Source organism: Actinacidiphila sp. bgisy144 (genome assembly GCF_057708105.1).
This window is the reverse complement of record NZ_JBYIRM010000029.1, coordinates 72,179-97,188: the sequence shown is the minus strand read 5'-3', so window position 1 is coordinate 97,188 and position 25,010 is coordinate 72,179. Positions and strand designations below refer to the sequence as shown.

Below are 25,010 nucleotides of genomic sequence, written 5' to 3'. Positions count from 1 at the left end.
GCGCGGCGCCGCGAACAGGCGGCGGCCCGGGAACGGGCGGGCGCCTGCGGCCGTGCCGGGTGGGGACGGTGGGGCGGCAGTGCGGTGGGGCACGGCCATGATGCGCGTTTCTACGCGCGTCCGCCAGAGGGCGGACGCGCGTAGATGACTCCACCGCCCGGCGCGGTGGCCGGAATCGTCATAGCCGTGTCCTTGCCGCCATTCCCCGCCCGCGCCCACGATGGCCGGGTGACCAGCAGCCGGACCGTCTTCGCCGTCTACCCGGACTTCCAGATCCTCGACCTGACCGGGCCGCACGAGGCGTTCACGAACGCCGGCCGGCTGGCGGCCGCCCGCGCCGACGGGCCGCGGGGCCGCGCGCCCGGGCGGAGCGTGATCGAGGTGGTCGCGCCCGGGCCCGATCCGGTCACGTCCAGCAGCGGGCTCGTGGTGACGCCGACCCGGGCCGCCGCCCAGGACGACCGCCCGGTGGACACGCTGGTCGCCGTCGGCGGCCCGGGCGTCCACCGGGTCTGCGGGGACCGGGAGTTCGTCGGATGGTTCGCGGCGACCGCGCGCCGCGCCCGCCGGGTCGCGTCGGTGTGCACCGGCGCGTTCCTGCTCGCCGAGACCGGGCTGCTCGACGGGCGGCGCGCCGTCACGCACTGGACGAAGTGCGCCGCCCTCGCCGAGCGCTACCCGGCCGTCACCGTGGACCCCGACCCGATCTTCGTCCGCGACGGCGAGGTGTGGACCTCCGCCGGGGTCACCGCGGGCATCGACCTCGCGCTGGCCATGGTCGAGGCGGACCACGGCCCCGAGGCGGCCCGCACCATCGCGCGCCACCTGGTGATGTTCGTGCAGCGCCCCGGCGGCCAGGCCCAGTTCAGCACCCAGCTCGCCGCGCAGCGCCCGGAGCGCTCCACGCTGCGGGAGGTCCTCGACTGGATCGCCGACCACCTCGGCGAGGACCTCGCGGTGCCGGTGCTCGCCGCCCGCGCCGGGATGAGCGAGCGCCACTTCACCCGCGTCTTCCGCGCCGAGACCGGCCGTACCCCGGCGGCGTACGTCGAGCAGGCCCGGATCGAGGCCGCGCGGCGGCTGCTGGAGTCGACCGGCACCACGATCGACGCGGTCGCCCGCAGCTGCGGGTTCGGCACGGTCGAGACGCTGCACCGCAGCTTCAAGCGCCGGGTCCAGGTCACCCCGGGCGAGTACCGGCGGCACTTCGCGGCACCCGCGCCCGTATCCGCGGACCGGCCGGCCGACGGGCCCGCGCCCGTATCCCGGGCCCTGCCGGCGGACGCGGTCGTACCGCCGTTCTGACAGCGGGCGGCCCGGGCGGAGGACCGCACCGGACGCGCCCGAAAATGATCATTACCGAAAGGTATCGCCCGTGCGTATCGTCGTCCCCGTCTTCGACGGCTTCACCTCGCTCGACGCCGTCGGCCCCTACGAGGTGCTGCGGATGCTGCCCGGCGCCGAGCTGGTCTTCGCCGCGCGGTCCGCCGCGCCGGTCACCGACGACGCCGGCTGGCTGACCGTCGTCCCCACCGCGACCTTCGACGACATCGTGTCCGCCGATGTGCTGCTGGTGCCGGGAGGGCCCGGCGCGCGGCGGAACCTGGACAACGCGGCGCTGCTGGACTGGATGCGCCGCGTGCACGCCACCACCACCTGGACCACGTCCGTGTGCACCGGCTCGCTGCTGCTGGGCGCCGCCGGGCTGCTGGACGGACTCGCCGCCACCACCCACTGGAGCGAGGTCGCGCGGCTGGAGTCCTTCGGCGCCGCCTACACCGAGCAGCGCGTGGTGGAGCAGCCCGGCGGCATCATCACCGCCGCGGGCGTCTCCGCCGGCATCGACATGGCGCTGCGGCTGGCCGAGCTCATCGAGGGCCCGGTGGCCGCCCAGGCGTTCCAACTCGCCATCGAGTACGACCCGCAGCCGCCGTTCGACGCCGGGTCCCCGGCCAAGGCGCCCCAGGAGGCGAAGGACTACCTGGCGGCGCGCTGAGCCGACGGCCCGTGGGAGGGCGCCTGGTGCCGCTGCGCCTGGGACGGCACCGCGGGGATGTCCGGGGCGGGTGAGGGCACCGGTGCGGCGGTGTCCTCACCCGCCCCGCCATTCCCTCCGCCGCTCTCCCCTCCGCCGCTCTCCCCTCCGCCGCCCTCGGCGGCGGTGTCCGGCTCCCCGGTGCGCGGCGGCTGCTCCGCCGCCTGCTCCACCGACTCCACCAGCGGCAGCACCCGTTCGGCGACGCGCTCCCGCAGCGCGATCTCGGTGCGCGTCCTGACCACGCCCGGCAGCCGTATGAGCTGTTGGATGACGTCCTCCAGGTGCGCGTTGTCGCGGGCCACGACCCGGGCGAGCAGGTCGCCGCCGCCGGTGATCGAGAACGCCTCGATGACCTCGGGCACCGCCGCCAACTCCGCGCCGGCCCCGTCGAGCTGGCCCTGCGTCACCTCGATCCGCACGAACGCCAGCACCGGGTGGCCGAGCGCGGCGGGGGAGACGCGCGGGCCCGCGGTGGTGATCACACCGTCGCGCTCCATGCGGTCCAGCCGCGCCTGGAGGGTGCCGCGGGCGACGCCGAGGATGCGGGCGTACTCGCGGACGCTGGTGCGCGGCTGCTTCAGGAGCAGCCGCAGGATACGGGCGTCCAGGGCGTCGACGGGCATGGGCCGGTGGTCCCCTCACGGCTGTGTTCTTGGCATATTCACCGTACCGACGGGCGTGCGGCCGACGATCATTTCGAGCCACCGCCTGGCCGGACGGAAAAGTCCGTCCCGGCGGGAACCGGCGGTCTGTTGACGGAATCTTTATATTTACGGGCAGGAAGCGGCCGGTACGCATAGGCTCCGCCCACGTGCGGGCGTGATCACGCGTGCCCGCGGACGGCGACGACGGTGACCGAGGGTGGGGGGAGTTCGCGGTGTCTTGGGACAGGCAGAACGAGGCCGGGGGCGGCGGGACGCAGGACGCGCGGCCGCCCGGTGACGCGGGCGGTTCAGGGGGCGCGGCGACCCCGGGCTCCCCGCAGACAGGCGGCTACGGCGCCCCGGGCGGGGCCGGCTACGGCACACCCCCGCCGGTCCCGCCCGTGCCGCCGGCGCCCCCCACAGCGCCCCCCGCGGCGCCCCCGGGACCGCCCACCGCGGGCGGCTACGGCGGCTACGGCGCGTACGGCGCCCCCGCCGGCGGCTTCGGCCCGCCCGGCAGCGGCGCCGGCTTCCCCCTGCCGCCACCCGCCCCGCCCGCAGCGCCCCGCCCGCCCGCCGACGCGCTGCGGGCCGTCGCGGTCGGCCTGCTCAACCTCAGCGGCCTCGGCCTCGGTTACGCCGCCATGCGCCGCTGGCTGGGCCTCGCGGTCTGCCTGATCGCCACCGCCGTCCTGCTGGTGGTCGCGCTCCCCGCCAAGCCGGACGGCGTCGCCGGCGGCGTCCGCTACGGATACCTGGCCTTCCTCCTGCTGGCCGCCGCGCACGGCGCGTGGCGCGGCCTGCGCACCCGCCTGTCCTGGCCGCCGCTGGCCCCGGTCGCCGTCGTCATCGGCCTGGTGCTGCTGGCCGTACCGGCCGGCGGCGTCGTCCTCTACGACCACGCGCGCGACGACGCCACGCAGAAGATGCTGCTGGACCGCCTCGCCGCCGCCGACGGCAAGGTGACCGCCGCCAAGGGCAAGGACTTCGCCACCGCCCAGCCCAACTACACCTCGGCCCTGGACTCCTACCGCGACCTGAAGAAGCACCACTCCGGCTCCAAGGCCGCGAAGCTCGTGCCGGACCGGATGCGGACCTTCTACCGGACCGTCGCAGCCCCCTACGACCAGCAGCAGTACTGCGACGCCATACCGCCGCTGAAGTACCTGCGCAGCGTGCCCGGCACGTTCGGCAAGGACGGCCTCGGCTCGCTCGCCACCTGGCCCGACGACCGCCTGGCGACGTCGCTGTACGAATGCGGCGTGCTCGACCTGGAGAACACCTCGAAGACCACCGCGTCCGGCGGCGACGAGGACGACCTCGCCGACCTGCTCACCACCTTCCCGCAGTCGGCGCAGGCCGCGAAGGTCGAGCCGGCCGTCAGCGGCACGATCGACAAGGCCGTCAAGGCGATCGGCGGCAGCGACCCCTGCGGCGCGACCAGCCGCGTCACCGGCCTCGGCTCCTTCGCCACCACCCTCGCCGACAAGGCGCAGGGCAGCTCCAAGGACGCCCTGACCAAGGACTCCTCGCGCGCCGACAGCCATGTGGAGTCCGGCACCTACGCCTGCGGCGTGCACCAGTACAAGTCCGGCGACTTCGACTCCGCGCTCACCACGATGAACGACTTCACCGACAAGTACCCGCACGACACGCACCACGCGCTGGCCAAGAAGTTCGCCATCGCCGCCGAGATCGCCAAGGAGGAGTCCGCCGCGGGCAAGCACGTGCCCACGATGGCCTCCGGCGGCAGCATCAAACTGATCGTCAGCAACGACAGCCCCGACCCGGTCGAGATCCTCTACACCGGCAAGGTCACCGGCAGCTTCACCCTGCCGGCGTGCAGCAGCTGCTCGGACTACTCCAGCGAGATCAGCGCGCAGGGCAGCGCCTGCCAGGCCAGCGGCAAGCACTACCCGCAGAAGACCATCTACCTGCCGACCGGCACCATCTACTTCCTGCACAAACCGTCGGGTGACTCCTCCGCGACCTCCCACGCGGACTCCGAGACGCTGCGTTCGGGCAGTTACTACACCGACTGCGCCTACACCGTGTCGTCCTACGGCGGTTTCTGACCGTCCGGCCGCGCGAACCGGACCCCCGGCCGCGACCGCGCGCGTCGCGCCGGGGGTCCGCCATGCCCCCACCGGGTGACCCGGGGGCGACGTGGACCGCCACAGGTACTACTCTCAGCCGCCGTAAAGACGTCAGTCGGAAGAGGTACGGCAAGTGGCCGGACATGCGTACATCGGGTCGTTCACGTCGGCGGGCGGGCGCGGGCTCACCGCCGCCGAGGTCGACCCGGGCACGGGCGCGCTGACCGCGCTCGGCCACACCGCGGAAGTGGCGAACCCGTCCTTCCTGGCCCTGTCCGCCGACGGCGGCACCCTCTACACGGTCGGCGAGAGCGAACCGGAGGGCACCGCGGCCGCCTTCTCGCTCGCCGACCCGGCCGCCCCCAAGCTGCTCGGCGCGCCCGTCCCGGTGCGCGGCGGCTCCCCGACGCACCTGGCGCTGCACCGCGGCCACCTGGCCACCGCCAACTACGCGGCGCCCGGCAGCGTCAGCGTGCTCGCCGTCGAGGAGGGCGGCGCGCTCGGCGCGGTGCGCTGCGTCCTGGAGCACGAGGGCGACGGCCCGAACCGGCAGCGCCAGGAGGCCCCGCACGCCCACGCGGTGGTGCCCGACCCCAGCGGCCGCTGGCTGCTCACCGTCGACCTGGGCACCGACTCGGTCCGGGTGTGCGAACTGGAGCCGTCCGCCGGCGAGCTGGAGGTGGAACGCGAACTCGGCCTGCGCTCCGGCATCGGCCCGCGCCACCTGACCTTCCACCCCCGCGGCGGCCACGCCTACGTGCTGAACGAACTGGACTCCGTCGTCACCGTCTGCCGTTTCGACGCGGACAAGGGCAGCCTGCGGCCGCTCGCCGAGACGCGGGTGCTGCCCGAGGGCGCCACGGGCGACAACTACCCCTCGGAGCTGGTGGTCTCGCCCGACGGCCGCTTCGCCTGGGCCGCCAACCGCGGCCACGACAGCATCGCGGTGCTCCGCCTGGACGACAGCGGCGAGCAGCTCGAACTCCTCGACACCGTGGACTGCGGCGGCTCCTGGCCGCGCCACCTCACCCTCGACCCGTCCGGCACCCGCCTGTACGCCGCCAACGAGCGCTCCGGCGACGTGACCTGGTTCGACGTCGACGAGGCCACTGGGATGCCCGCGCGGTCCGGTGCGCTCCAGCTGCCCGCGGTGTCCTGCGTGCTGTTCGCCTGAGTCGCGCGCCCGTCCGCCCGTCGGCCGCCCGTCAGGCCGCCGGCTCGCCCCTCGGGCCGCGGCACCGTACGTCCTGCGCACGGCGCGGGCGCCCCCTCGGCAACCCGGGGAGGCGCCCGCGCCGTTCGCGTCCTGGCGGCCCTGTGACGGGCCGCTACTGCTGCTGCGCGCCGCCCGGCTGGGCGGGCTGGAGCGCGATGCCCAGCGCCGTGGCGTACTGCGTCACCACGAGCTTGCCGACGGCCGGGTACGGCCCCAGCGCGTCGGCGCCCGAGCAGCCCGCCTCCTCCGCCGCGGTGTGCAGCAGCTGCGGGGCGATCTCCGGGCCGATCAGGCACGGCGCCAGCGCCAGCGTGGAGGAGCCCGACGCCCGCAGCTGCTCGGCGGTGGTCGCGATCGCGCCGTCCACGTCCAGCGCCGCGGCCAGCACCGGCACCGCGAGCCGCGCGGCCAGCAGCAGCCCGGTCACGCCGGCCGCCTGCGCCGCCTCCTCGCCGCCCACCGTGGCCAGGATGATGCCGTCGGCCGCCGTGGCGACCGTGAACAGCCGGGCGCGGTCGGCGCGCGCGAGCCCCGCCTCCGACAGCCGCACGTGCAGCGCCTCGGCGAGCAGCGGGTGCGGGCCGAGCACGTCGGTCAGCTCCACCTGGGCCTTGCTGTCGACCACGGCCTGCCTGATCCGGCGCAGCGCCGCCGCCTCGGGGCCGGCCAGCAGGGGCACCACGACCGCCGAGGTGTCCTCTCCGGGCCGTTCGACCGCCAGCTGGTCGAGAACGCCGCGCAGCGACGGGAAGTCGCCCAGTTCGCCGTCCTCGCCGTCCACGAAGGCGATCCGGGGGTCGAGCCCGGACAGCTCCGAGCGGGCGATGCTCACGACCTCCTCGGCCAGGCTGAGCGCCGCTGCGGTCGGGGTGCCCGGCACGGCGAGGACCAGCGCCGGGGAACCCTCGGGCGCGCTGAGCGCCTCCGGGCGGCGGTGTCGTCCCGGCTGGCGCGGACGCGGCATTCGAACGGGGAGGCCGGAGGCGGGCCCTGTGGCATTGCTCATGGCGACGCATGCTAACGCGTTGCGCCGCCTCCTTGTTCGCCCGGGTGCGAAGGAGGTCGGACCTGTCCGGAAGTGTCCGTTTCGACGGCGGGGTGTGACGGGCGGTACGCCTGGGGTGCCCCGAACGGCGGCTGCCCCGCGGTCGGGGGCCCTACGGTTCCGGTCGTGCCCGCGGCGGCGTCCGCGGGCGGTCCGCCACCGTGACCGAGAGCAGGCCCGGGTCGGCGGGCAGCGGCAGCGGGCCCTGCCGCAGGGCGTCCGCGATCAGCAGCGCGCCGTCCAGCGGGTCGCCCGCGGCCGGCACCAGGGCGGCACCGGGCAGCAGTCCGGCCGCCTGCTGCCGCAGCGGGCCGAGCAGCGGCTCGCCCATCCGGAACAGCCCGCCGGCCAGCGCCACGTCGACCGGGCCGGGGCCGGGCCGTACGGCGGCGGCCGCCTCGAGGATGTGCGCCGCGGCCTGCCGCAGGATGCCCTCGGCCACCGGGTCGCTGCCGCAGTGCCGGGCCACGTCGGGCGCGAAGGAGGCGAGCACGGCGGCGCGGTCGGGCCGCGGGTAGAGCTGCCCCGGCAGCGTGTCCAGCGGCCCGAAGCGCTCCCGGGCCGCGGCCAGCAGCGCCGTGGAGCCGCCGGCGCGCCCGTCGTGGGCGCGCATGGCCGCGTCCAGGCCCGCGCGGCCGATCCAGGCGCCGCCGCCGGCGTCGCCCAGCAGATGGCCCCAGCCGTCCGCGCGCCGCCAGCCGCCGCCGTCCGCGCCGGTGCCCAGCGCGATCATCCCGGTGCCCGCGGCCACCACCACGCCGGGGCGCAGCCCGAGCGCGCCCGCGTACGCCGTCACCGCGTCGCCGGCCAGCGCGAGGTGCCGTACTCCGAAGGCGTCGGCGAGCGCGGCCGGCAGGTGGGCGCGCAGGTCGTCGCCGAGCGTGGCCATCCCGGCCGCGCCGACACAGGCCGCCGCGATCCGCTCGGCCCCGGCGGACGCCATCAGCTCCGCGGCCAGCGGCCGTACCCGCGTCAGCAGGCTCGCCGCGTCGATGCCGTGCGGGCCGGTGACCGCGGGGCGGTCGGCCGCGGCCACGGCTGCGGCCGCCGGCGCACCGGCGGGCGCGAGCCCGACGCGTACGCCCGAGCCGCCGGAGTCGATCCCCAGCACCCACGGGCCGGCGCCGTCCGCGCCCGGCTGCCCGAAGGAATCCCGCACGTGTCAGCCGAGCCCGCGCGAGTCCTGCTTGAGCGCGGTGTCCACGGTGAGCGCGGACGCCACGACCATGCTCAGCAGCGGGTCGGCCAGCTGCCGGTGGATCTGGAGGACGTAGTTGTCGGCGGTGGTGAACATCGTCTTCGCCAGGCCCTCCCACGTCTTGGTGATCCGGCCGATCTCGGTGTCGGTGTGGTCCACGATGGCGAAGTTCCAGGCCCGCCAGTTCTCGGCCTTGATCGCGCCTATCTGCTGGCCGTTGTACATGAAGCCGAACTTGATCTTGCCGAAGGCGTTCTGCTGGACGATCTCGCCCAGCGGCTCGCCGTTCGCCCGGTGCACCTGCACCTTGGACTTGATCAGCTTCGCCGGGCGGGTGAGCACCAGCTGCGGCACGCCCTGCGCGTCGCGCACCTCCAGCTTGTGGGTGAGGAACTGGTCCACGCTGGAGACGAAGCGCAGCACCTTCTTCGCGGTGCTCTGGCCGACCTCCACCACCGAGCCGAGGGTCCGGCCGTTCTGGTCGAAGACGGTGTACTCGTTGACCAGCTCGATCAGCTTCGCCTTCTGGTTCACCACCAGGACCGGCTCGGTGAACAGGGTGCCACCGCCGTAGCCGGGCGAGGCGACGCCCGCCTGGCCCTGCACCTGGTGCTGGATGCGCGCGGGGTCGGGCGAGCGGCTGACGTCCAGCTCCCAGGCGCTGCCGCCCTCCTGTGAGGGCTTCTGCTGGCCCGGGACCTGGCCGGGGTTGGTGTGCTCGGTCCACTGGGCGCCGTCCCAGTACCGCAGCAGATTCGGAGTGCCCTGCGGGTCGGCGTACCAGCCGGCCGGGGTGTTGGAATGCGTCGTCACCCGGGCAGACTACCCCGCGGCCCGGCTCAGGGCAGTTGCCAGTCCACAGGCTGACTGCCCTGCTGCACGAGCAGGTCGTTGGCCCGGCTGAAGGGGCGCGAACCGAAGAAGCCGCGGTCCGCCGACATCGGCGAGGGGTGCGCGGACTCGATCGCGGGCAGCGGGCCGAGCAGGGGGCGCGCGTTGCGGGCGTCGCGGCCCCACAGGATCGACACCAGCGGGCGGCCGCGGGCGGCCAGCGCCCGGATCGCCTGCTCGGTCACCTGCTCCCAGCCCTTGTCGCGGTGGGCGGCCGGGCGGCGCGGGGCCGTGGTCAGCGCCCTGTTGAGCAGCAGTACGCCCTGCCGCGTCCAGGGGGTCAGGTCGCCGTTGGAGGGCCGGGGCGCGCCGAGGTCGCTGTGCAGCTCGCGGAAGATGTTCTCCAGGCTGCCCGGCAGCGGCCGCACGTCCGGCGCGACGGAGAAGCTCAGCCCGACCGCGTGCCCCGGCGTCGGGTACGGGTCCTGGCCGACGATGAGCACCTTCACCTCGTCGAAGGGCTGCTGGAAGGCGCGCAGCACGTTGGCCCCCGAGGGCAGGTACGTACGGCCCGCGGCGATCTCGGCGCGGAGGAAGTCCCCCATCGCCGCGATCCGGTCCGCCACGGGCTCGAGCGCCTTCGCCCAGCCCGCCTCGACAATCTCGTCCAACGGTCGCGCAGTCACAGTCCGTCACTCTACTGGCTCAACCCCCCTGCCCCGCACCCGAGTCCACGATCCACGCCCCGGGCGGCAGCGCGCGCGGGGCCCGAACTCCGTGGTCCGGGCGGCGGCGATCGGCAGCCGCGGCGGGCGGCCGGGTCAGGCGGGTTTGAGGGGGGTGGCGGCGTCGGGGAGGCCGGCCGGCTCGCGCGGGTCCTGCGCGCAGGGCGGCACCCCCAACTGCCAGTCCAGCCGGTAGCGCTGGAACAGCTCCGACCGCAGCCGCGCCACCGGCATCGGCGCGCCCGGCAGCAGCAGCGCCACGGTCGCGCCCATCAGCAGCGCGCGCAGCAGCCGGTACTCCTCCCGCGCGGTCTCCGAACCCCACCGCACCACGGCCTCCTCCAGCAGTGCCGCCAGCCGCTGCTGCTCCGGGCACTGGATGAAGCCCTCGTCGGCCAGGATCTGGGACATGTGGATGCGCATCAGCTTGGTGTGCGTGACGGTCAGCCCGAGGATCGCGTCGATCGCGCGGGCCAGCACCTCGTCGCCGTCGGTCGGCTCGGGTTCGGCCGCCAGCGCCGCGGCCAGCTCCCGGTTCATCAGCCGGTGCACCGCGGACTGCACCAGCGCCCGTTTCCCCGAGTAGTAGTACGACACCAGGCCGCGTGCGGAACCGGCGCGTTTGGTGATGTCGGCCAGTGTCGTGGCCTCGTAGCCGCGTTCCTCGACCAGCTCGACGGTCGCCTGCAACAGGCGTTCGCGCGAACGCTGTCGCATCGCTTCATTGACCGATGCGCTGCGAGGGGACATGATGAACTCCTGCGTTGACTGGCTCTGAGCCAATATACTCAACGCGGCTCGCCGGGCCAGATAGTGGCGGGTGTACGGGGATCGGGCGTCCGCTCCGACGACACGGGGGATCGTCGGAGCGGACGCCCGGTTGTGCCGTTCTACGGTCCGTTGCCGCCCGCTTCCTGGCGCCCGGCCCCGGCGTCCTGACGCGCGCCGGACGAGGCCGGCGGGTCCAGCAGGGCCAGCAGCGCGTCGGGCCGGTCCGCGACCGGCAGCGGGTCCACCAGCAGGAACCGGCAGCCCAGCGCCGTCGCGCCGCCGTCGGCCTGCGCGCTGTCGCCGACCATCACCGTCTCGCGGGCCGCCTCGCCGCCGGCGCCGAGCGCGTCGAGCGCCACCTGGAACAGCCGCGGGTCGGGCTTCTGCACCTCGTGCTCATAGCTGAGCACGAAGGCGTCGACGAGGTCCGCCACGCCGTGCACCCGGAAGACCGGCCGCAGGTCCCACCCGATGTTGCTCACCACCGCCACCGGCACCCCGCGCTCACGCAGTGCGGCCAGTACCCGCGCGGTGTCCGGGTACGGCTGCCACGCCGCGGGACTGCGGTGCCGCTCGTACAGCGTGTCGTGGATGTCCCAGGGCAGGCCCGCCGACCGGGACAGGGCCGTGTACGCCGCCTGGTGCCGCTCCGCGGTGAGGTCCCGGGTCTGCCACAGCTCGGTCAGCTCCGCCGGCAGCGCCTCCGGTGGCGCCCCGCCCGGCTGCGCCCCCGCCCGCTCCAACTCCCGTGCGTACGTGGTGACTTCGTTGTCCGTCGCCTCGACGCCCTCGGCCGCGAGCGCGCCCCGGAGCCAGCGCTCGCAGGGCTCGATCCGGAACAGGGTGCCCGAGAAATCGAACATGACCGCCTTGATGGTGCCTCCCCGGTAGTGGTCGCTGGGTCCAGCATTCCAGACGCGTTCCGCGGCGGTTCGGATGCTCGGCGGGTGGGGCGGCGCGGGCCGACCCGGGATAGCCGCGGACGGTCGCGGCCGGTTCAGGTCAGGGCGTGCAGGCCCGGGCCGAAGGTGATGATCAGCGGCACCGCGGGGACCAGCAGGGCCAGGACCGTCAGGCGCAGCCGCTGCGCGACCGGCAGCCGCGGGGCCGGCGCCAGCAGGCGGTTGACCCGGCCCGGCAGCTCGGCCAGCGGCTGCGGGGAGGGGCCGAAGACACCGCGGGGTTCGTTGAGCTCCACCAGCGCCAGGGCCGTGGTGAGCCGGCCGAAACGGCGCGAGGCGGTGTCGTCGGCGGCCAGTTCGACCAGGTGGTGCACCTGGTCGCGGAAGGCGGCGAAGACCGGGACCTGGGGGAAGCCGCCCGCGAGCGCGCCCGCGCAGTGCAGCAGCAGGTCGTGGCGGGCGCGGGCGTGGCCCTGCTCGTGGGCGAGGACGGCGTCGAGCTGGCGGCCCTTGAGCCGGCCCAGCGCGGCGGTGGTGATCACCAGTTGCGGCCGCGCGCCCGACAGCCACCACGCGTCGCAGCGGTGGTCCTCCAGTACGACCAGCCGCTCGCCGGGCGGCACCGTCTCCCCGGGCAGCCGCGGCGAGCGCACCTGGAGTTCGGCCCGGCGGGAGCGGCGCCGGCCGCGTGCGGCACGCACCTCGCGGGTGAGCATCGCGGCGGTCCACACGCCGCCGAGGGCGAGCGCGACCGCGAGGGTGCCCGCCCAACGTCCGTACCCGGCCAGCCCGTAGGCGTCCTCGACGCCGTGCGGCGCGAACGCGAAGACATGGCCGCGCACCGCCGCCCAGGCGGCGGACGCGGTCAGCGCCATCGCGGACACGCAGCACAGCAGCACCGCGGCGACGACGCACTGCCACACCCACAGGGCGAGTACCGGCTCGCGCTCGGGCCATTCGGCACGGGCGAGCAGACGCGGCGCCATCGCCGCCGCAAGTGCGCCGAGAACCAGCAGCACACACGGGACCGTCATGCCGATCACCCTAGGAGCCGCCCCGCGCACTGTGACGCGGCAAGGACGCCGATGTGACGTACAACTCATTGCGCCCTGCCGCCTTTGGCCACGGCACCACGCCGCCGGCCCACAGCGGGACTGCCGCACTACAGCAGGAGCAGCATCACGAGCATGCCGAGGGCCATGGACACCCGGCAGGCGGCCGCGACTTCGGCGGAGTGTCGCAGCGGGACGGGTCCGCTCGCGCCGCCGCCGGGGCCTGGTGCGCCTGATGTGCCGGGTACGCCGGGTATGAGGGTGCCGGTGGCCGGCAGGGGCGGGAAGGCGAGGCGGACGCCGGCGCGCAGGACGTAGGCCGCGAAGTAGGCGAGGAGCAGGCCGGTCGCCGCCGGGGTGCCCGCGCCGCCCATCGCCATGGCGTGGCCGTCGCCCGGGGGTGCCTGGGCCATGGCCACGGCCATGTAGACCATCGCGGCCGAGCAGACCACGTGGTGCACCCGGTGGCCGGTGGCATGGGTGCCCGGGAGCAGGGCGCGCAGCGCGGCGGCCGCGTAGACGACCGCGAAGACCGGGGCGACCCAGCGGTGCGGGTCGAGGACGGAGGCGGGCACCGCCATCACCGCCATGCCGGCGCCCATCACGGCCTCGCCCCGGTCCTTCGCCCGCGCGAGGCAGGACGCGGCCGACGCGGCGCTCAGCGCGACGAGGAGCCATGCGACCAGCAGCGGTTCGCCCATCGGTGCTCGGCCCCCCGTTCTTCTCTTCGCCCTGCCGCCCCGTTCGTCCGTCCGTTCGGGTCCTACCCGGCCCCGCGGGCGCGCAGACGAGCGCGCGGGAGTGCCCGGGGGAGTGCGCGCCGCCCCACGCGCGCCCCCAGCCCCCAGACCCCAGACCCCGGCCCCCGCGCGGCCGGTGTGATGTCGTTCCGATGCCTGCGCGGGCCTCGGCCGCGGCGCCCGCCTTCGATAATCTGACCGGCATGGACACCGCATCCCTCAGCTTCCGTCCCGCGACCGCGGCCGACGTGCCCGCCCTTGTGGACCTGGTCGAGTCCGCCTACCGGGGCGACGCGAGCCGCGCCGGGTGGACCACCGAGGCGGACCTCCTCGAGGGGCAGCGCACCGACCCGCAGGGCGTGCTGGACGTGGTGGAGAAGCCCGACAGCATGATGCTGGCGGTGGAGCGCGACGGCGGGCTCGTGGCCTGCTGCCAGCTCGAACACCGCGGGCTGCACGCCTACTTCGGGATGTTCGCGGTCCGCCCGAAGCTCCAGGGCGCGGGCCTGGGCAAGCTGATCATCGCCGAGGCCGAACGGGTGGCCGTCCAGGAGTGGGGCGTGTCCGAGATGCACATGACCGTGATCAGCGCCCGCGAGGAGCTGATCGCCTGGTACGTGCGCCGCGGCTACGCCCGCACCGGCGAGATGTCGCCCTTCCCCTACGGCCAGGAGCGGTTCGGCCTGCCGACCCGCGACGACCTGGAGTTCGAGCTGCTGACCAAGCGGCTCGGCTGACGGGCGCGGGCGCGATCTCGGCCGCGACGGCCGCCGCGGCCGGTACGACCGGCACGGTTTCCGCGCCCGCCGCTTCGACCTGCACCGCGCCCGCGGCTCACAGCCGGCCGGACTCCGTGACGCGCCGCAGGAACTCCCGGGTGCGCTGCTCGCGCGGGGCACCGAACACCTCGGCCGCGGTGCCGCGCTCCAGGACCACCCCGCCGTCCAGGAAGCACACCTGGTCGGCGACCTCGCGGGCGAACGCCATCTCGTGGGTGGCGATCACCATCGTCATGCCCTGCTCCTTGAGGTCGCGGACCACCGACAGGACCTCGCCGACCAGTTCCGGGTCGAGCGCGGCGGTGATCTCGTCCAGGAGCAGCAGCCGCGGCCGGGTGGCGACCGCGCGCAGCAGCGCGACCCGCTGCTGCTGGCCGCCGCTGAGCCGGTCGGGGTACTCCCGGGCGCGGTCGGCCAGGCCCAGCCGCTCCAGCAGTTCCTTGGCGCGGGCCTCGGCCTGCGCCCGGGGCTCCTTGTGCACACGGCGCGGCGCGAGCGTGATGTTGTCCAGCACCGTCATGTGCGGGAAGAGGTTGTACGCCTGGAAGACGACGCCGATCCGGCGCCGTACGTCGTCCACGTCGGCGCGCGGGTCGGTGATCTCCTCGCCGTCGAGGAAGATCGCCCCGTCGTCCACCTCCTCCAGCAGGTTCGCGCACCGCAGCAGCGTGGACTTGCCCGAGCCGGAGGCGCCGATGAGCGCGGTGACGGTGTGCGCGGGCACCTCCAGGGCGATGTCGCGCAGCACCACGCTGCCGCCGTAGGTCTTGCGTACGGCCTCCAGCCGCAGCACCGGCGCGGCGTCCTCGGGGGCAGCGGACGGCTTCGCCGCCGCGGCGCCCTCCGCCGCCTCCAGCGGGTCCGTCGCGCTCATACCGCGCCTCCCTGCGACTGCCGCCGGTTCATCCGCGCGGCCACCCAGTCGGTGAAGCGCGTCATGGGGATGGTGATCACCACGAAGATCAGGCCCGCGATGACGTAGGGCGTGTAGTTGAAGTCGCGGCTGGCGATGATCTGCGCCGCGTAGACCGCGTCCACCGCGCCGCCGATCGAGACCAGGCCGGTGTCCTTCTGGAGGGAGACCAGGTCGTTGAGGAGCGGCGGCACCACCCGGCGTACGGCCTGCGGCAGCACGACGTGCCGCATCGCCTGCGCGTTGCTCAGGCCCAGCGAGCGGGCGGCGGCGCGCTGGCTGGGGTGCACGCTCTCGATGCCGGCGCGGAACACCTCGGCCACGTAGGCGGTGTAGGTCAGGCAGAGTGCGAAGGCGCCCAGCAGCACCGGGTTGTTGGTCACCCCGGTCAGCCGCAGCGCCGGGATGCCGAAGACGCACAGCAGGATGCAGATGATCAGCGGCAGCCCGCGGAAGAAGTCGACATAGGCCGTCGCCAGGGCGCGGACGGGGAAGAACACCGGGCCGCGCAGGGTGCGCAGCAGGGCCATCAGAAGCCCGGCGACCAGGACGACCGCCCCGCACACCACCAGCAGCCGCAGGTTCAGCCACAGGCCGTGCAGCACCGGGTGCAGCGAGATCCGCGCGTAGTGGGCGTCGAAGAACGTCTGCCGGGTGCGGTCCCAGCCGGGCGAGTTGACGATCAGCGCGTACAGCACGGCCGCCGTCGCCGCCGTGCTGGCGGCGGCGACGGCGAAGGCGCGGCGGGTGCGGCGGCGCCGATAGCGCTCGCGGGCCAGCCGCCGCGCGGAGGGCCGGTACGGGTCCGCGCCCGCCTTGGCCGGGCCGCCCTCCCGGTCGTCCGCCCGCTGGTCCTGGACGGTCACTTGAGCACCGGGGCGTCCACCGCGTCCGACAGCCACTTCTTCTCCAGGGCGGCCAGCGTGCCGTTCGAACGGAGCGTGGTGACCGCCTGCGAGACGCAGGAGGTGAGCTTGCTGCCCTTGTCCAGCACCAGGCCGAATTGCTCGGCGGCGGCGCCCTTGGTGCCGGTGGTGGCGAACTGCCCGACGACGGTGGCCGTGGGGATCTCGGAGCCGGTGATGTAGAACGCGGTCGGCAGGTCGACCACGATGCCGTCGACCTGGCCGTTCTTCAGGGCGGCCACGGCGAGGTCGTTGCGCTGGAAGACGGCGGGCTGCTTGGTCGGCTTCACGACGTCGTCGATGACGTCGAGGCTGGTGGTGCCGACCTGGGCGCCCAGCTTCGCGTTCTTCAGGTCGGCCAGGGAGTGCGCCCCGGCGATCTTCGACCCCTTGGGTGCCACGACGGCCTGCCGCACGTCGTAGTAGCCGGGGGAGAAGTCCACCGTCTTGCGGCGCTCGTCGGTGATGGAGACCTGGTTGATGTCCACGTCGAAGGACTTGGCACCGGGGGAGAAGGCGCTGTTGAACGGCACCTTCTGCCACACCACCTGGTCGGCGCCGTAGCCGAGTTGCTTGGCCACCGCGTAGGCGACGGCCGACTCGTAGCCCTTGCCGTTGGACGGCTTGTCGTCCACGAACCAGGGGGCGTACGCCGGGTTGTCGGTGCCGACGGTGAACTTGCCGCCGGTGTGGGTGGCGAGCGAGGCGGGGCGGCACGCGGCGGCGCCCGAGGTGCTTGCCGAGGGTGCGGCGCTCGCCGAGGAGTTGTCGTCGTCCTGCGGGGCGCAGGCGGCCAGGGCCAGGGCGAGCAGGGCGGCCGCGGCGAGGGCCGCGCCGTGCCGGGACGGAGAGATCGCGGGGCGCATGGCGGGACCTTGGCACCCGGGCGGCCGGTCTGTCCACGCGATTGGGCACTCCGTCCGGATGCCGGACCATTGTGTCCGCGATGTTTCAACAGGGGGGCGCGTCCAGGCGCGGTCGGTGGCCGCACCGCGGCGCGCGGTGACCGCGGCCCGCGACGCCCGGCGCGGGCCGGGCGTCGCGGGGCCTGCGCGCAGATCCGGGCGCTCAGATCCGGTCCGCTTCTTCTTCTTTCAGGTCGCGGCCGAGCGCGGGCGGCAGGTCGGTGGCGGCGCCGTCCAGCCGCAGCGCGCGCACCAGGGCCCAGTCCTGCGGGGTGTTGACGCTCCAGGCCATGACGGCGATCCCGGCGTCGTGGCAGCGGCCGACGACCTCCAGGGTGAGCCGGGTGAGGTCGAGGCTGACCAGGCGGGCACCGACCGCCTGGGCGCGCGGCACGAGGTCCGGGCCGAGCTCACTGGCGACCAGTACGGTGGCGGCCCCGGGCAGCAGGGCGTGGATCTCGGCGAGCGCCTCGTCGTGGAAGGACAGCACGCTGACCCGGCCGGTCTCCTCGCGTTCGCGCAGCACCGAGGCAAGCACCCGCGCGGCGGCGACGTCCTTGATCTCGGCCTGGACCGGGCACCTCACCGCGTCGAGGACCTCCTCGAAAACGGGCACCTGCTCGCCGAGCCCCGCGTCCAGGCGGCGGATCTCGGCGAGGGGGAGGTCGCGGATCGGCCCGGCGCCGTCGGTGGTGCGGTCCACGGTCGCGTCGTGCATGACCACCAGGGCGCCGTCCTTGCTCAGGTGCAGGTCCAGTTCGATCTGGTCCACGCCTTCGCGCTCCGCGCGGCGGAAGGACCGCAGGGTGTTCTCCGGCTCGACGGCCATGACCCCGCGGTGGCCCACAGTCAGGAAGCTCATGACGGCACCCTAGTGCGCGGGTGCGGCCGGGCGGTGACCGTGTGGTGGCCGAGGGGTTCTTCGGCTGCACACCTGGGCGCGCGCCGCAACTTTTAGCGACGCATCCTGGCATCGAACCGTAAAATCAACGGCTTTCGGCGGCTTGGGCAGGACGTTTTCAAGGGGGTGGCCTTGAAGGCGGGGCCCGGGCGTGACTACGCTGTTCGCACGACAGTTTCTTTCGTGGAGGAGGGGTCATGGGCGAAGTTCTTTCGTCGAAGGTGGCAACCGGAGGCGGGATATCCGGCGACGGCGTGCTCGGGCACCCTCAGTGGCCGGTGCTGAAGCAGGCCGTCGAGGCGATCCGGCCGTGGCAGAAGAAGGACGGCTCGATCGACTTCGACGCCGAGGACGCGCCCTCCCGCGACGACGCCGCCCGGACCCTGGGCCGCGTCGTGGACGCCCTCGAACAGCTCGCCCCCCTGCTGCCGCACGACGCGGCCTACCACCGCGCGCTCGCCACCGACCTGCGCCGCTGGGCCGACGGCGGCTTCGCGGTACCGGACTTCCTCGACTCCCTGCTGGCCTTCCAGCCCGCCGCCGACCGGCGCGACGGCCTCCAGCACCTGGTCGTCTTCCCGATGTACACCCAGAACGGCAACCCGGACCGCAACCTGGAGGCCGTGGTCTTCCGCGTGGTGTGGCCGGAGTGGCTCGCCGAGCTGGAGCGCACCCGGTACGACAATCCGCTGTTCGTGCCGATCACCTTCGAGGACTTCACCCCCGGCTACGACACCAACTCCGCGGTGCTCTTCCCCGAGACCGTCGCGGTCCGCAGCGTCCCCGAGCGCTGGACCTGGGGCGCGATCTTCTGCGACCGCGAGGCCGCCCGCTTCCGCGCGGTGACCTCCGCCGCCGTGGACACCCTCGGCCTGGAGCTGCCCGAGGAGGCCGCCCGCCTGGTCGAGGACCAGCAGCTCGCCCAGCAGACCTACGTGCTGTGGGACATGATCCACGACCGCACCCACAGCCACGGCGACCTGCCGTTCGACCCGTTCATGATCAAGCAGCGCGCCCCGTTCTGGATGTACGGCCTGGAGGAACTGCGCTGCGACCTGACCTCCTTCAAGGAGGCGGTCAAGCTCCAGGCCGAGGGCCACCCGATGGGCCTGGGCGTGCAGTACGCGATCCTCTTCGACCGGCTCTTCCGCTTCCCGGTCACCGGCGAGCGGGTCCGCAACTACGACGGCCTCGGCGGCCAGCTGCTCTTCGCCTACCTGCACAAGCACGACGCCGTACGCTGGACGGACAACACCCTGCACATCGACTGGGAGCGCGCCCCCCAGGTCACCAACCAGCTGTGCGGCGAGATCGAGGCCCTCTACCGCGACGGCATCGACCGGCCCAAGCTCGTGCACTGGCTGGCCGCCTACGACCTGGTCGCGACCTACCTGTCCCCGCACCCCGGTTCCGTCTGGGCCAAGGGCGCCGGTGCCCTGGACCTGTCGCTCCCGCCGCGCAAGCTGGTGGACGACGTGCTGCCGGACGAGTTTCCGCTCAGCATGTTCTACGAGGCCCTTGCCAAGAAGCTCCGTGAGGTGATCGCCTCGACCAAGGGGATCACCGGCGACAGCGCGCTGCGAGGTGCCGCGTGACCGGTGCCGGCGAGGAGGCGGAGATGACGACCGAGACATACGCGGGAGGGCTCGACGGCGCGGTGATCGCGGTCGCGGGCGCGGGCGGTCCGGCCGGCCGGGCGGTGCTCCAGCGGCTGGCCCGGGCCGGCAGCCATGTGATCGCCGCCGACGCGGACCCCGAGCGGCTCGCGCAGGCGGTCGACGCCGCGCGCTACGACGCGGGCGGCGCGGACATCACCGGCGAGGTGGTGGACCTGCTGGACCTGGACGGCACGCGGGAGTGGGCCGGGCGGATCGAGAAGGCCCACGGCCGGGTCGACGGCCTGGTGCACCTGGTCGGCGGGTGGCGCGGCTCCGCGACCTTCACCGAGACCGACCTCGCCGACTGGGACCTGCTGCACGACCTGCTGGTGCGCACCGTGCAGCGCACCACGCTCGCCTTCCACGACGGCCTGCTGCGCAGCCCCGGCGGGCGCTACGTCCTGATCAGCGCGGCCGGCGCGAGCGCGCCCACCGCCGGCAACGCCGCCTACGCGGCGGCCAAGGCGGCGGCCGAGGCATGGACGCTGGCGATGGGCGACTCCTTCCGCAAGCTCGGCGGCGAGAATCCCACTGCGGCGGCCACTGTCCTGGTGATCAAGGCGCTGGTGCACGATGAGATGCGGGCCCAGCGCCCGAACGCCAAATTCGCCGGCTTCACCGACGTACGCGACCTCGCCGACGCGATCGCGGACGTCTGGCACGCAAGCCCCCAGCAAGTGAACGGGACCCGACAGTGGCTGACGCCCCGACCGTGACCGACCCTCTCGACCCCGCCGCCGCCCCCGGCGGCCGCACCGACGCCGTACGGCGGCACGACCCGGACATCCGGGGCTTCGCCAGCGACAACTACGCCGGGGTGCACCCCGAGGTGCTGGCCGCCCTCGCCCTGGCCAACGGCGGGCACCAGGTGTCCTACGGCGCCGACGCGTACACCGACCACCTCCAGGAGCTCTTCCGCGGCCACTTCGGCCCCACCGCGGAGGTCTTCCCGGTCTTCAACGGCACCGGCGCCAATGTCACCGCCCTCCAGGCGGTCACCGAGCGCTGGGGCGCGGTGGTCTGCGCGGAGTCCGCACACATCAACGTGGACGAGTGCGGGGCGCCCGAGCGCGTCGGCGGGCTGAAGCTGCTCACCGTGCCGACGCAGGACGGCAAGCTCACCCCCGAGCTGATCGACCGGCAGGCGTACGGCTTCGAGGACGAGCACCGCGCGCAGCCGCAGGTGGCGTCGATCACCCAGAGCACCGAGCTGGGCACCTGCTACACGCCCGAGGAGATCAGGGCGATCTGCGACCACGCCCACGCGCTGGGCATGGCCGTGCACATCGACGGCGCCCGGATCGCCAACGCCGCCGCGAGCCTGGGCCGGCCGCTGGCCGCCTTCACCACCGAGGCGGGCGCGGACATCCTGTCCGTCGGCGGCACCAAGAACGGCCTGCTGCTCGGCGAGTGCGTGGTCGTGCTCAACCCCGAGCGGGTCCGCGCGCTCAAGCACCTGCGCAAGCTGTCCATGCAGCTCGCCTCCAAGATGCGCTTCGTGTCGGTGCAGTTCGAGGCGCTGTTCGCAGGCGACCTGTGGCTGCGCAGCGCCTCCCACGCCAACGCGATGGCCCGCCGGCTGGAGCGCGCGGTGAGCGGCATCGACGGCGTGACGGTCACCCAGCGGGTGCAGGCCAACGCGGTGTTCGCGCTGCTGCCCCGCGAGGTCAGCGAGCGGCTCCAGAAGCGCTACCGCTTCTACTTCTGGGACGAGGCGACCGGCGAGGTGCGCTGGATGTGCTCCTTCGACACCACCGAGGCGGACGTGGACGGCTTCGCCGCTGCCATCGCCGAGGAGATGCAGGCCGGCTGAGGCGGCCCGCGACCCCGCGACCACCGCGCGACGGCCGGCCGCATGGATATGCTGTCGCATGCAAACTCATTGACCGACGGGTCGGTGGCTCCCTAGGCTCCCCACCATGGAGCCCGTACCGGAGACCGCCGACCCGTCGGCGTATCTGCGCGCCGACGACGTCATCGACCACGGCCACCCGCAGGTCCTGCGCACCGCCGCACTGCTGCGCGCCGGCGCGCCCGGACCGTATGAATATGCGGAAGCGGCGTACACCTACGTACGCGACGAGGTGCCGCACACCTTCGACAGCGGCGACGACCGGGTGAGCCTGCGCGCCTCGGAGGTGCTGGCCACCCGCAACGGCATCTGCTACGCCAAGTCCCACGCCCTGGTGGCGCTGCTGCGCGCCGAGGGCATCCCCGCCGGGCTGTGCTACCAGCGGCTCGCGGACGACGGCGGCGGCACCGTCCTGCACGGGCTGATCGCGCTGCTGCTGCCCGGCACCGGCCGCTGGGCGCGGCAGGACCCGCGCGGCAACAAGCCGGGGGTCGACGCCCGCTTCCGCCTCGACCGGGAGCAACTGGCCTTCCCCGTACGGCCTGCGTACGGCGAGCGGGACTACCCGGCGGTGTACGCCGCCCCGCCCGCGCCGGTGCTCGCCGCACTGCGCGGCGCCGGCAGCCGTACGGAACTGGCCGCGCGGCTGCCGACCGGGCTGCCGTGACCCGGCGGCGGCACTCAGGCGGTCGTGGCCCGCTTCAGCAGCAGGTACATCTCGCAGCCCAGGCAGTAGGCGAAGGCCGCGTTGAGGAAGGCGGCGGCGAGCGCGCACCCGGTCGCCGCCAGCCCCAGCCACTGCGGCCCGACCAGGTAGCCGACCGTGCCCAGCGCCGCGAAGAACAGCCCGACGGCCTGCGCGAAGCGCGGCGGCGCCGCGTCCTCCGTCCCGGCCGGCGGCCCGAGCCGCGGCCGGACGAGGGCGCGGAACACCCAGCCGTACGGCGACCTGGCCACCCCGGCGGCCGCGCCGACCGCGAAGACCACCGCCTGCGCGGCCAGCAGCCAGCCGCTGCCGGTCACCAGCACCACCGCCAGCACCACCGTGGTCACCGCGGCGCCGAAGCGGGGCCCGCGCACATCGATCTCCATGGCTGGAATCATCACCCACCTGCGACACGCCGGAGCCGCGGGAATCATTGCGGTCCTGTGAACGCTTGCCGGGTAGGGCTTGCCGTGGGCGGCGGGCCCATAGGCACATGGAGCGGAGAGTGCCCGCGGCGCGCAGCGGACGGGCCGGTGGCGGAAGGGGAGTGGGCGGCATGGTCGGAGCGATCGTCTGCCTCGCCGTGCTCGTCGTCGCCGGCGGCTACGGACTGGTGCACCGGCGCAGGGACGGGAGGATCAGGGTGCGGGCCAAGGACGGCGGGCAGCGGCTGACGGCGGGCGACCTCGGGGAGCCGCTGGGCGAGCGGGCCACGCTGGTGCAGTTCTCCAGCGCCTTCTGCGCGCCCTGCCGCGCCACCCGCCGCATACTCGGCGAGGTCGCGGGCATGGTGGAAGGGGTGCGGCACGTGGAGATCGACGCCGAGGCGCACCTCGAACTCGTGCGGCGGCTGGACGTGTTGAAGACGCCGACGGTCCTCGTGCTCGACGCGGACGGCGCGGTGGTGCGCCGCGCCGCCGGGCAGCCGCGCCGGGCCGACGTGATCGCCGCGCTGGGCGCGGCGGTCTGAGCGGACGGCCGCCGGCGCTTTCCGGCCACCGGGTGTGGCGGGGCGCGGGTCGGGCACGTCACAGTTCGCGGGCCTTGCGGAGGGACCCGCACCTCTGTGTACTGACGAGTAATATATTCGCAGGGGCAGTTGCCGCGCCCTGGCAGAACGCGGCCACCGCGCGCGCCCAGGCCCTAATCTGGGCAGTTCACGAAGACGTGCAGGACGGAAGCAGTAGGAGAGCAGGCGTGAGCTTGAGGATCGTAGTCGCAGTGAAGTATGTGCCCGACGCCACGGGCGACCGTCACTTCGCCGAGGACCTGACCACCGACCGCGACGCGGTCGACGGCCTGCTGTCTGAGCTGGACGAGTACGCCGTGGAGCAGGCGCTCCAGATCGCCGAGGCCGCCGACGACGCGGAGGTCACCGCGGTCACCGTCGGCCCCGAGGACGCGCGCGGCGCGGTGCTCAAGGCCCTCCAGATGGGCGCGGCGAAGGGCGTGCACATCGAGGACGACGCGCTGCACGGCACCGACGTCATCGGCACCTCCCTGGTGCTGGCCAAGGCCATCGAGCACATCGGGTACGACCTGGTCGTCACCGGCATGGCCTCCACCGACGGCACCGCGGGCGTGGTGCCCGCGCTGCTGGCCGAGCGGCTGGGCATCCCGCAGGTGACGCTGCTGTCCGAGGTCGCGGTCGCCGACGGGAAGGTCACCGGCCGCCGCGACGGCGACGTGGCCAGCGAGGAGCTGGAGGCGGCGCTGCCGGCCCTGGTGTCGGTCACCGACCAGTCCGGCGAGGCCCGTTACCCGTCCTTCAAGGGCATCATGGGCGCGAAGAAGAAGCCGCTGGAGACGCTCGACCTGTCCGACCTGGGCGTGGACGAGGCCGAGGTGGGGCTCGGCGGCTCCTGGACCGCCGTGCAGGACGCCACCGCGCGCCCGGCGCGCACCGCCGGCACGATCGTCAAGGACGAGGGCGAGGGCGGCAAGCAGCTCGCCGAGTTCCTGGCCGCGCAGAAGTTCATCTGAGCCCGCGCCGCCCCGATCCGCCGGCCGCCGCCCCTTCCCGAACCGCAGGAGAACGATTCCCATGGCTGAAGTCCTCGTCTATGTCGACCACGTGGACGGTGCCGTCCGCAAGCCGACCCTCGAACTGCTCACCATCGCCCGCCGGCTGGGCGAGCCCGTCGCGGTCCACCTCGGCCCCGGCGCCGAGGCTGCCGCGGCCGTCCTCGGCGAGCACGGCGCCACCCGCGTCCTGACCGCCGACGCGCCGGAGTTCGCCGACTACCTCGTCGTCCCGAAGGTCGACGCGCTCCAGGCCGCCGCCGAGGCCGTCGGCCCGGCCGCGATCCTGGTGCCGTCCTCCGCGGAGGGCAAGGAGATCGCCGCCCGCCTGGCGCTGCGGCTCGGCTCGGGCCTGATCACCGACGCCGTCGACGTCGAGGCCGGCGCCGACGGCCCGGTCGCCACCCAGTCGGTGTTCGCCGCCGCCTTCACCACCAAGTCCGTGGTGAGCAAGGGCACCCCGGTCATCACCGTCAAGCCGAACGCCGCCCCGGTCGAGCCCGCGGCCGCCGCCGGCACCGTGGAGCCGCTGACCGTCGCCTTCGGTGAGCTGGCCACCGGCACCAAGGTCGTCTCGCGCACCCCGCGCAAGTCCTCCGGCCGCCCGGAGCTGACCGAGGCCGCGATCGTCGTCTCCGGCGGCCGCGGGGTCAACGGGGCGGAGAACTTCGCCGTGATCGAGGCGCTCGCCGACTCGCTCGGTGCCGCGGTCGGCGCCTCGCGCGCCGCGGTGGACGCCGGCTGGTACCCGCACAGCAACCAGGTCGGCCAGACCGGCAAGTCGGTCTCCCCGCAGCTGTACATCGCCAACGGGATCTCCGGCGCGATCCAGCACCGCGCCGGCATGCAGACCTCGAAGACGATCGTCGCGGTCAACAAGGACGCCGAGGCGCCGATCTTCGACCTCGTCGACTACGGCGTGGTCGGCGACCTGTTCAACGTCGTCCCGCAGCTGACCGAAGAGGTCAAGGCCCGCAAGGGCTGAGCCGCACCAGCGCCGCCCCGGCCCCGGCCCCCGTACGCCTCACGCGTGCGGGGGCCGGCGGCGCTGTTGACCGCCCCGCCCGCCCCCGCTAGCTTGCGCTTCAACGGTTTGTTGAAGTTTCTTGAA

General features: G+C 74.2%; 25 protein-coding genes and 1 pseudogene. 12 read left to right on the top strand and 14 right to left on the bottom strand.

Annotated features, from left to right (window positions below; all coding sequences use genetic code 11):
• Positions 1 to 228: 228 nt before the first annotated feature.
• Both AC3EVP_RS28350 and AC3EVP_RS28345 read left to right on the top strand, forming a co-directional pair.
• The gene (locus AC3EVP_RS28350) at positions 229 to 1,305 is read left to right on the top strand and encodes a GlxA family transcriptional regulator (protein WP_435134631.1); all 1,077 of its coding nucleotides are present in this window, start codon (positions 229 to 231) and stop codon (positions 1,303 to 1,305) included.
• A gap of 70 nt (positions 1,306 to 1,375) precedes the next feature.
• Positions 1,376 to 1,996, top strand: coding sequence for a DJ-1/PfpI family protein (locus AC3EVP_RS28345; protein WP_435134628.1), 621 nt, complete (start codon positions 1,376 to 1,378; stop codon positions 1,994 to 1,996).
• A 188-nt stretch (positions 1,997 to 2,184) separates the two neighbouring features.
• Here the strand turns inward: AC3EVP_RS28345 and AC3EVP_RS28340 are convergent.
• Positions 2,185 to 2,661, bottom strand: a pseudogene (locus AC3EVP_RS28340) (Lrp/AsnC family transcriptional regulator); the annotation flags it as partial.
• Between the two features lie 254 nt (positions 2,662 to 2,915).
• Between AC3EVP_RS28340 and AC3EVP_RS28335 the strand changes: the two are divergent.
• A complete protein-coding gene (locus AC3EVP_RS28335; RefSeq protein ID WP_435134625.1) occupies positions 2,916 to 4,757 on the top strand; it encodes a hypothetical protein in 1,842 nt (613 codons plus the stop codon).
• Positions 4,758 to 4,911: 154 nt separating this feature from the next.
• Positions 4,912 to 5,952 carry a lactonase family protein gene (locus tag AC3EVP_RS28330; RefSeq protein WP_335980096.1) on the top strand — a complete coding sequence of 347 codons (1,041 nt, stop codon included), beginning with the start codon at positions 4,912 to 4,914 and terminating at the stop codon, positions 5,950 to 5,952.
• A 154-nt stretch (positions 5,953 to 6,106) separates the two neighbouring features.
• Here the strand turns inward: AC3EVP_RS28330 and AC3EVP_RS28325 are convergent, their stop codons facing one another.
• The 8 genes from AC3EVP_RS28325 to AC3EVP_RS28290 form a co-directional block, all read right to left on the bottom strand.
• On the bottom strand, positions 6,107 to 7,000 hold the full coding sequence (locus tag AC3EVP_RS28325) for a sirohydrochlorin chelatase (protein ID WP_335980094.1): 894 nt from the start codon (positions 6,998 to 7,000) through the stop codon (positions 6,107 to 6,109).
• Between the two features lie 151 nt (positions 7,001 to 7,151).
• A complete protein-coding gene (locus AC3EVP_RS28320) occupies positions 7,152 to 8,198 on the bottom strand; it encodes an N-acetylglucosamine kinase (RefSeq protein ID WP_435134622.1) in 1,047 nt (348 codons plus the stop codon).
• A gap of 3 nt (positions 8,199 to 8,201) precedes the next feature.
• Positions 8,202 to 9,050, bottom strand: coding sequence for an LURP-one-related family protein (locus AC3EVP_RS28315; RefSeq protein WP_335980089.1), 849 nt, complete (start codon positions 9,048 to 9,050; stop codon positions 8,202 to 8,204).
• Between the two features lie 26 nt (positions 9,051 to 9,076).
• Positions 9,077 to 9,754, bottom strand: coding sequence for a uracil-DNA glycosylase (locus tag AC3EVP_RS28310; RefSeq protein ID WP_335980087.1), 678 nt, complete (start codon positions 9,752 to 9,754; stop codon positions 9,077 to 9,079).
• Positions 9,755 to 9,889: 135 nt separating this feature from the next.
• Positions 9,890 to 10,543, bottom strand: a complete 654-nt coding sequence (locus AC3EVP_RS28305) for a TetR/AcrR family transcriptional regulator (protein ID WP_435134618.1) — start codon at positions 10,541 to 10,543, stop codon at positions 9,890 to 9,892.
• A 140-nt stretch (positions 10,544 to 10,683) separates the two neighbouring features.
• Positions 10,684 to 11,427, bottom strand: a complete 744-nt coding sequence (locus AC3EVP_RS28300; RefSeq protein ID WP_335980082.1) for an HAD family hydrolase — start codon at positions 11,425 to 11,427, stop codon at positions 10,684 to 10,686.
• A gap of 134 nt (positions 11,428 to 11,561) precedes the next feature.
• The gene (locus AC3EVP_RS28295) at positions 11,562 to 12,500 is read right to left on the bottom strand and encodes a M56 family metallopeptidase (protein WP_435134615.1); all 939 of its coding nucleotides are present in this window, start codon (positions 12,498 to 12,500) and stop codon (positions 11,562 to 11,564) included.
• 128 nt (positions 12,501 to 12,628) lie between these two features.
• Positions 12,629 to 13,219: a DUF5134 domain-containing protein gene (locus AC3EVP_RS28290; protein WP_435134612.1), complete on the bottom strand. Its 591-nt coding sequence runs from the start codon at positions 13,217 to 13,219 to the stop codon at positions 12,629 to 12,631.
• A 242-nt stretch (positions 13,220 to 13,461) separates the two neighbouring features.
• Between AC3EVP_RS28290 and AC3EVP_RS28285 the strand changes: the two genes are divergently transcribed.
• Positions 13,462 to 13,995, top strand: coding sequence for a GNAT family N-acetyltransferase (locus AC3EVP_RS28285; RefSeq protein WP_435134609.1), 534 nt, complete (start codon positions 13,462 to 13,464; stop codon positions 13,993 to 13,995).
• 97 nt (positions 13,996 to 14,092) lie between these two features.
• On the opposite strand, the gene AC3EVP_RS28280 is transcribed toward AC3EVP_RS28285, so the two are convergent.
• The 4 genes from AC3EVP_RS28280 to AC3EVP_RS28265 form a co-directional block, all read right to left on the bottom strand.
• Entirely contained in the window at positions 14,093 to 14,911 is an 819-nt protein-coding gene (locus AC3EVP_RS28280; protein WP_435134607.1) for an amino acid ABC transporter ATP-binding protein, read from the bottom strand.
• A complete protein-coding gene (locus tag AC3EVP_RS28275) occupies positions 14,908 to 15,816 on the bottom strand; it encodes an amino acid ABC transporter permease (protein ID WP_335980071.1) in 909 nt (302 codons plus the stop codon). The genes AC3EVP_RS28280 and AC3EVP_RS28275 overlap by 4 nt, the downstream gene beginning before the upstream one ends.
• Complete coding sequence (locus AC3EVP_RS28270; RefSeq protein ID WP_335980069.1) at positions 15,813 to 16,721, bottom strand: ABC transporter substrate-binding protein; 909 nt, start codon at positions 16,719 to 16,721, stop codon at positions 15,813 to 15,815. Before AC3EVP_RS28270 ends, AC3EVP_RS28275 begins: the two co-directional genes overlap by 4 nt.
• Positions 16,722 to 16,923: 202 nt before the next feature.
• Entirely contained in the window at positions 16,924 to 17,622 is a 699-nt protein-coding gene (locus AC3EVP_RS28265; RefSeq protein ID WP_435134604.1) for a glycerophosphodiester phosphodiesterase, read from the bottom strand.
• A gap of 236 nt (positions 17,623 to 17,858) precedes the next feature.
• Between AC3EVP_RS28265 and AC3EVP_RS28260 the strand changes: the two genes are divergently transcribed.
• From AC3EVP_RS28260 to AC3EVP_RS28245, 4 genes are all read left to right on the top strand, one after another.
• Complete coding sequence (locus tag AC3EVP_RS28260) at positions 17,859 to 19,256, top strand: DUF6421 family protein (RefSeq protein ID WP_335980065.1); 1,398 nt, start codon at positions 17,859 to 17,861, stop codon at positions 19,254 to 19,256.
• A 23-nt stretch (positions 19,257 to 19,279) separates the two neighbouring features.
• Positions 19,280 to 20,035: an SDR family NAD(P)-dependent oxidoreductase gene (locus tag AC3EVP_RS28255; protein ID WP_335980143.1), complete on the top strand. Its 756-nt coding sequence runs from the start codon at positions 19,280 to 19,282 to the stop codon at positions 20,033 to 20,035.
• Positions 20,014 to 21,132 (top strand): threonine aldolase family protein, encoded by a 1,119-nt coding sequence (locus tag AC3EVP_RS28250; protein ID WP_435134599.1) that lies wholly within the window; start codon positions 20,014 to 20,016, stop codon positions 21,130 to 21,132. Before AC3EVP_RS28255 ends, AC3EVP_RS28250 begins: the two co-directional genes overlap by 22 nt.
• 106 nt (positions 21,133 to 21,238) lie before the next feature.
• Complete coding sequence (locus tag AC3EVP_RS28245) at positions 21,239 to 21,838, top strand: transglutaminase-like domain-containing protein (RefSeq protein WP_435134596.1); 600 nt, start codon at positions 21,239 to 21,241, stop codon at positions 21,836 to 21,838.
• A gap of 14 nt (positions 21,839 to 21,852) precedes the next feature.
• Here the strand turns inward: AC3EVP_RS28245 and AC3EVP_RS28240 are convergent, their stop codons facing one another.
• Positions 21,853 to 22,263: a DUF4395 domain-containing protein gene (locus AC3EVP_RS28240; RefSeq protein ID WP_435134593.1), complete on the bottom strand. Its 411-nt coding sequence runs from the start codon at positions 22,261 to 22,263 to the stop codon at positions 21,853 to 21,855.
• A 170-nt stretch (positions 22,264 to 22,433) separates the two neighbouring features.
• On the opposite strand from AC3EVP_RS28240, the gene AC3EVP_RS28235 reads away from it, so the two are divergent.
• The 3 genes from AC3EVP_RS28235 (at position 22,434) to AC3EVP_RS28225 (ending at position 24,884) form a co-directional block, all read left to right on the top strand.
• Positions 22,434 to 22,847 carry a thioredoxin family protein gene (locus AC3EVP_RS28235; protein ID WP_335980056.1) on the top strand — a complete coding sequence of 138 codons (414 nt, stop codon included), beginning with the start codon at positions 22,434 to 22,436 and terminating at the stop codon, positions 22,845 to 22,847.
• 227 nt (positions 22,848 to 23,074) lie between these two features.
• Positions 23,075 to 23,860 (top strand): electron transfer flavoprotein subunit beta/FixA family protein, encoded by a 786-nt coding sequence (locus tag AC3EVP_RS28230; protein WP_335980054.1) that lies wholly within the window; start codon positions 23,075 to 23,077, stop codon positions 23,858 to 23,860.
• A 61-nt stretch (positions 23,861 to 23,921) separates the two neighbouring features.
• The gene (locus tag AC3EVP_RS28225) at positions 23,922 to 24,884 is read left to right on the top strand and encodes an electron transfer flavoprotein subunit alpha/FixB family protein (protein WP_435134589.1); all 963 of its coding nucleotides are present in this window, start codon (positions 23,922 to 23,924) and stop codon (positions 24,882 to 24,884) included.
• Positions 24,885 to 25,010 lie beyond the last annotated feature (126 nt).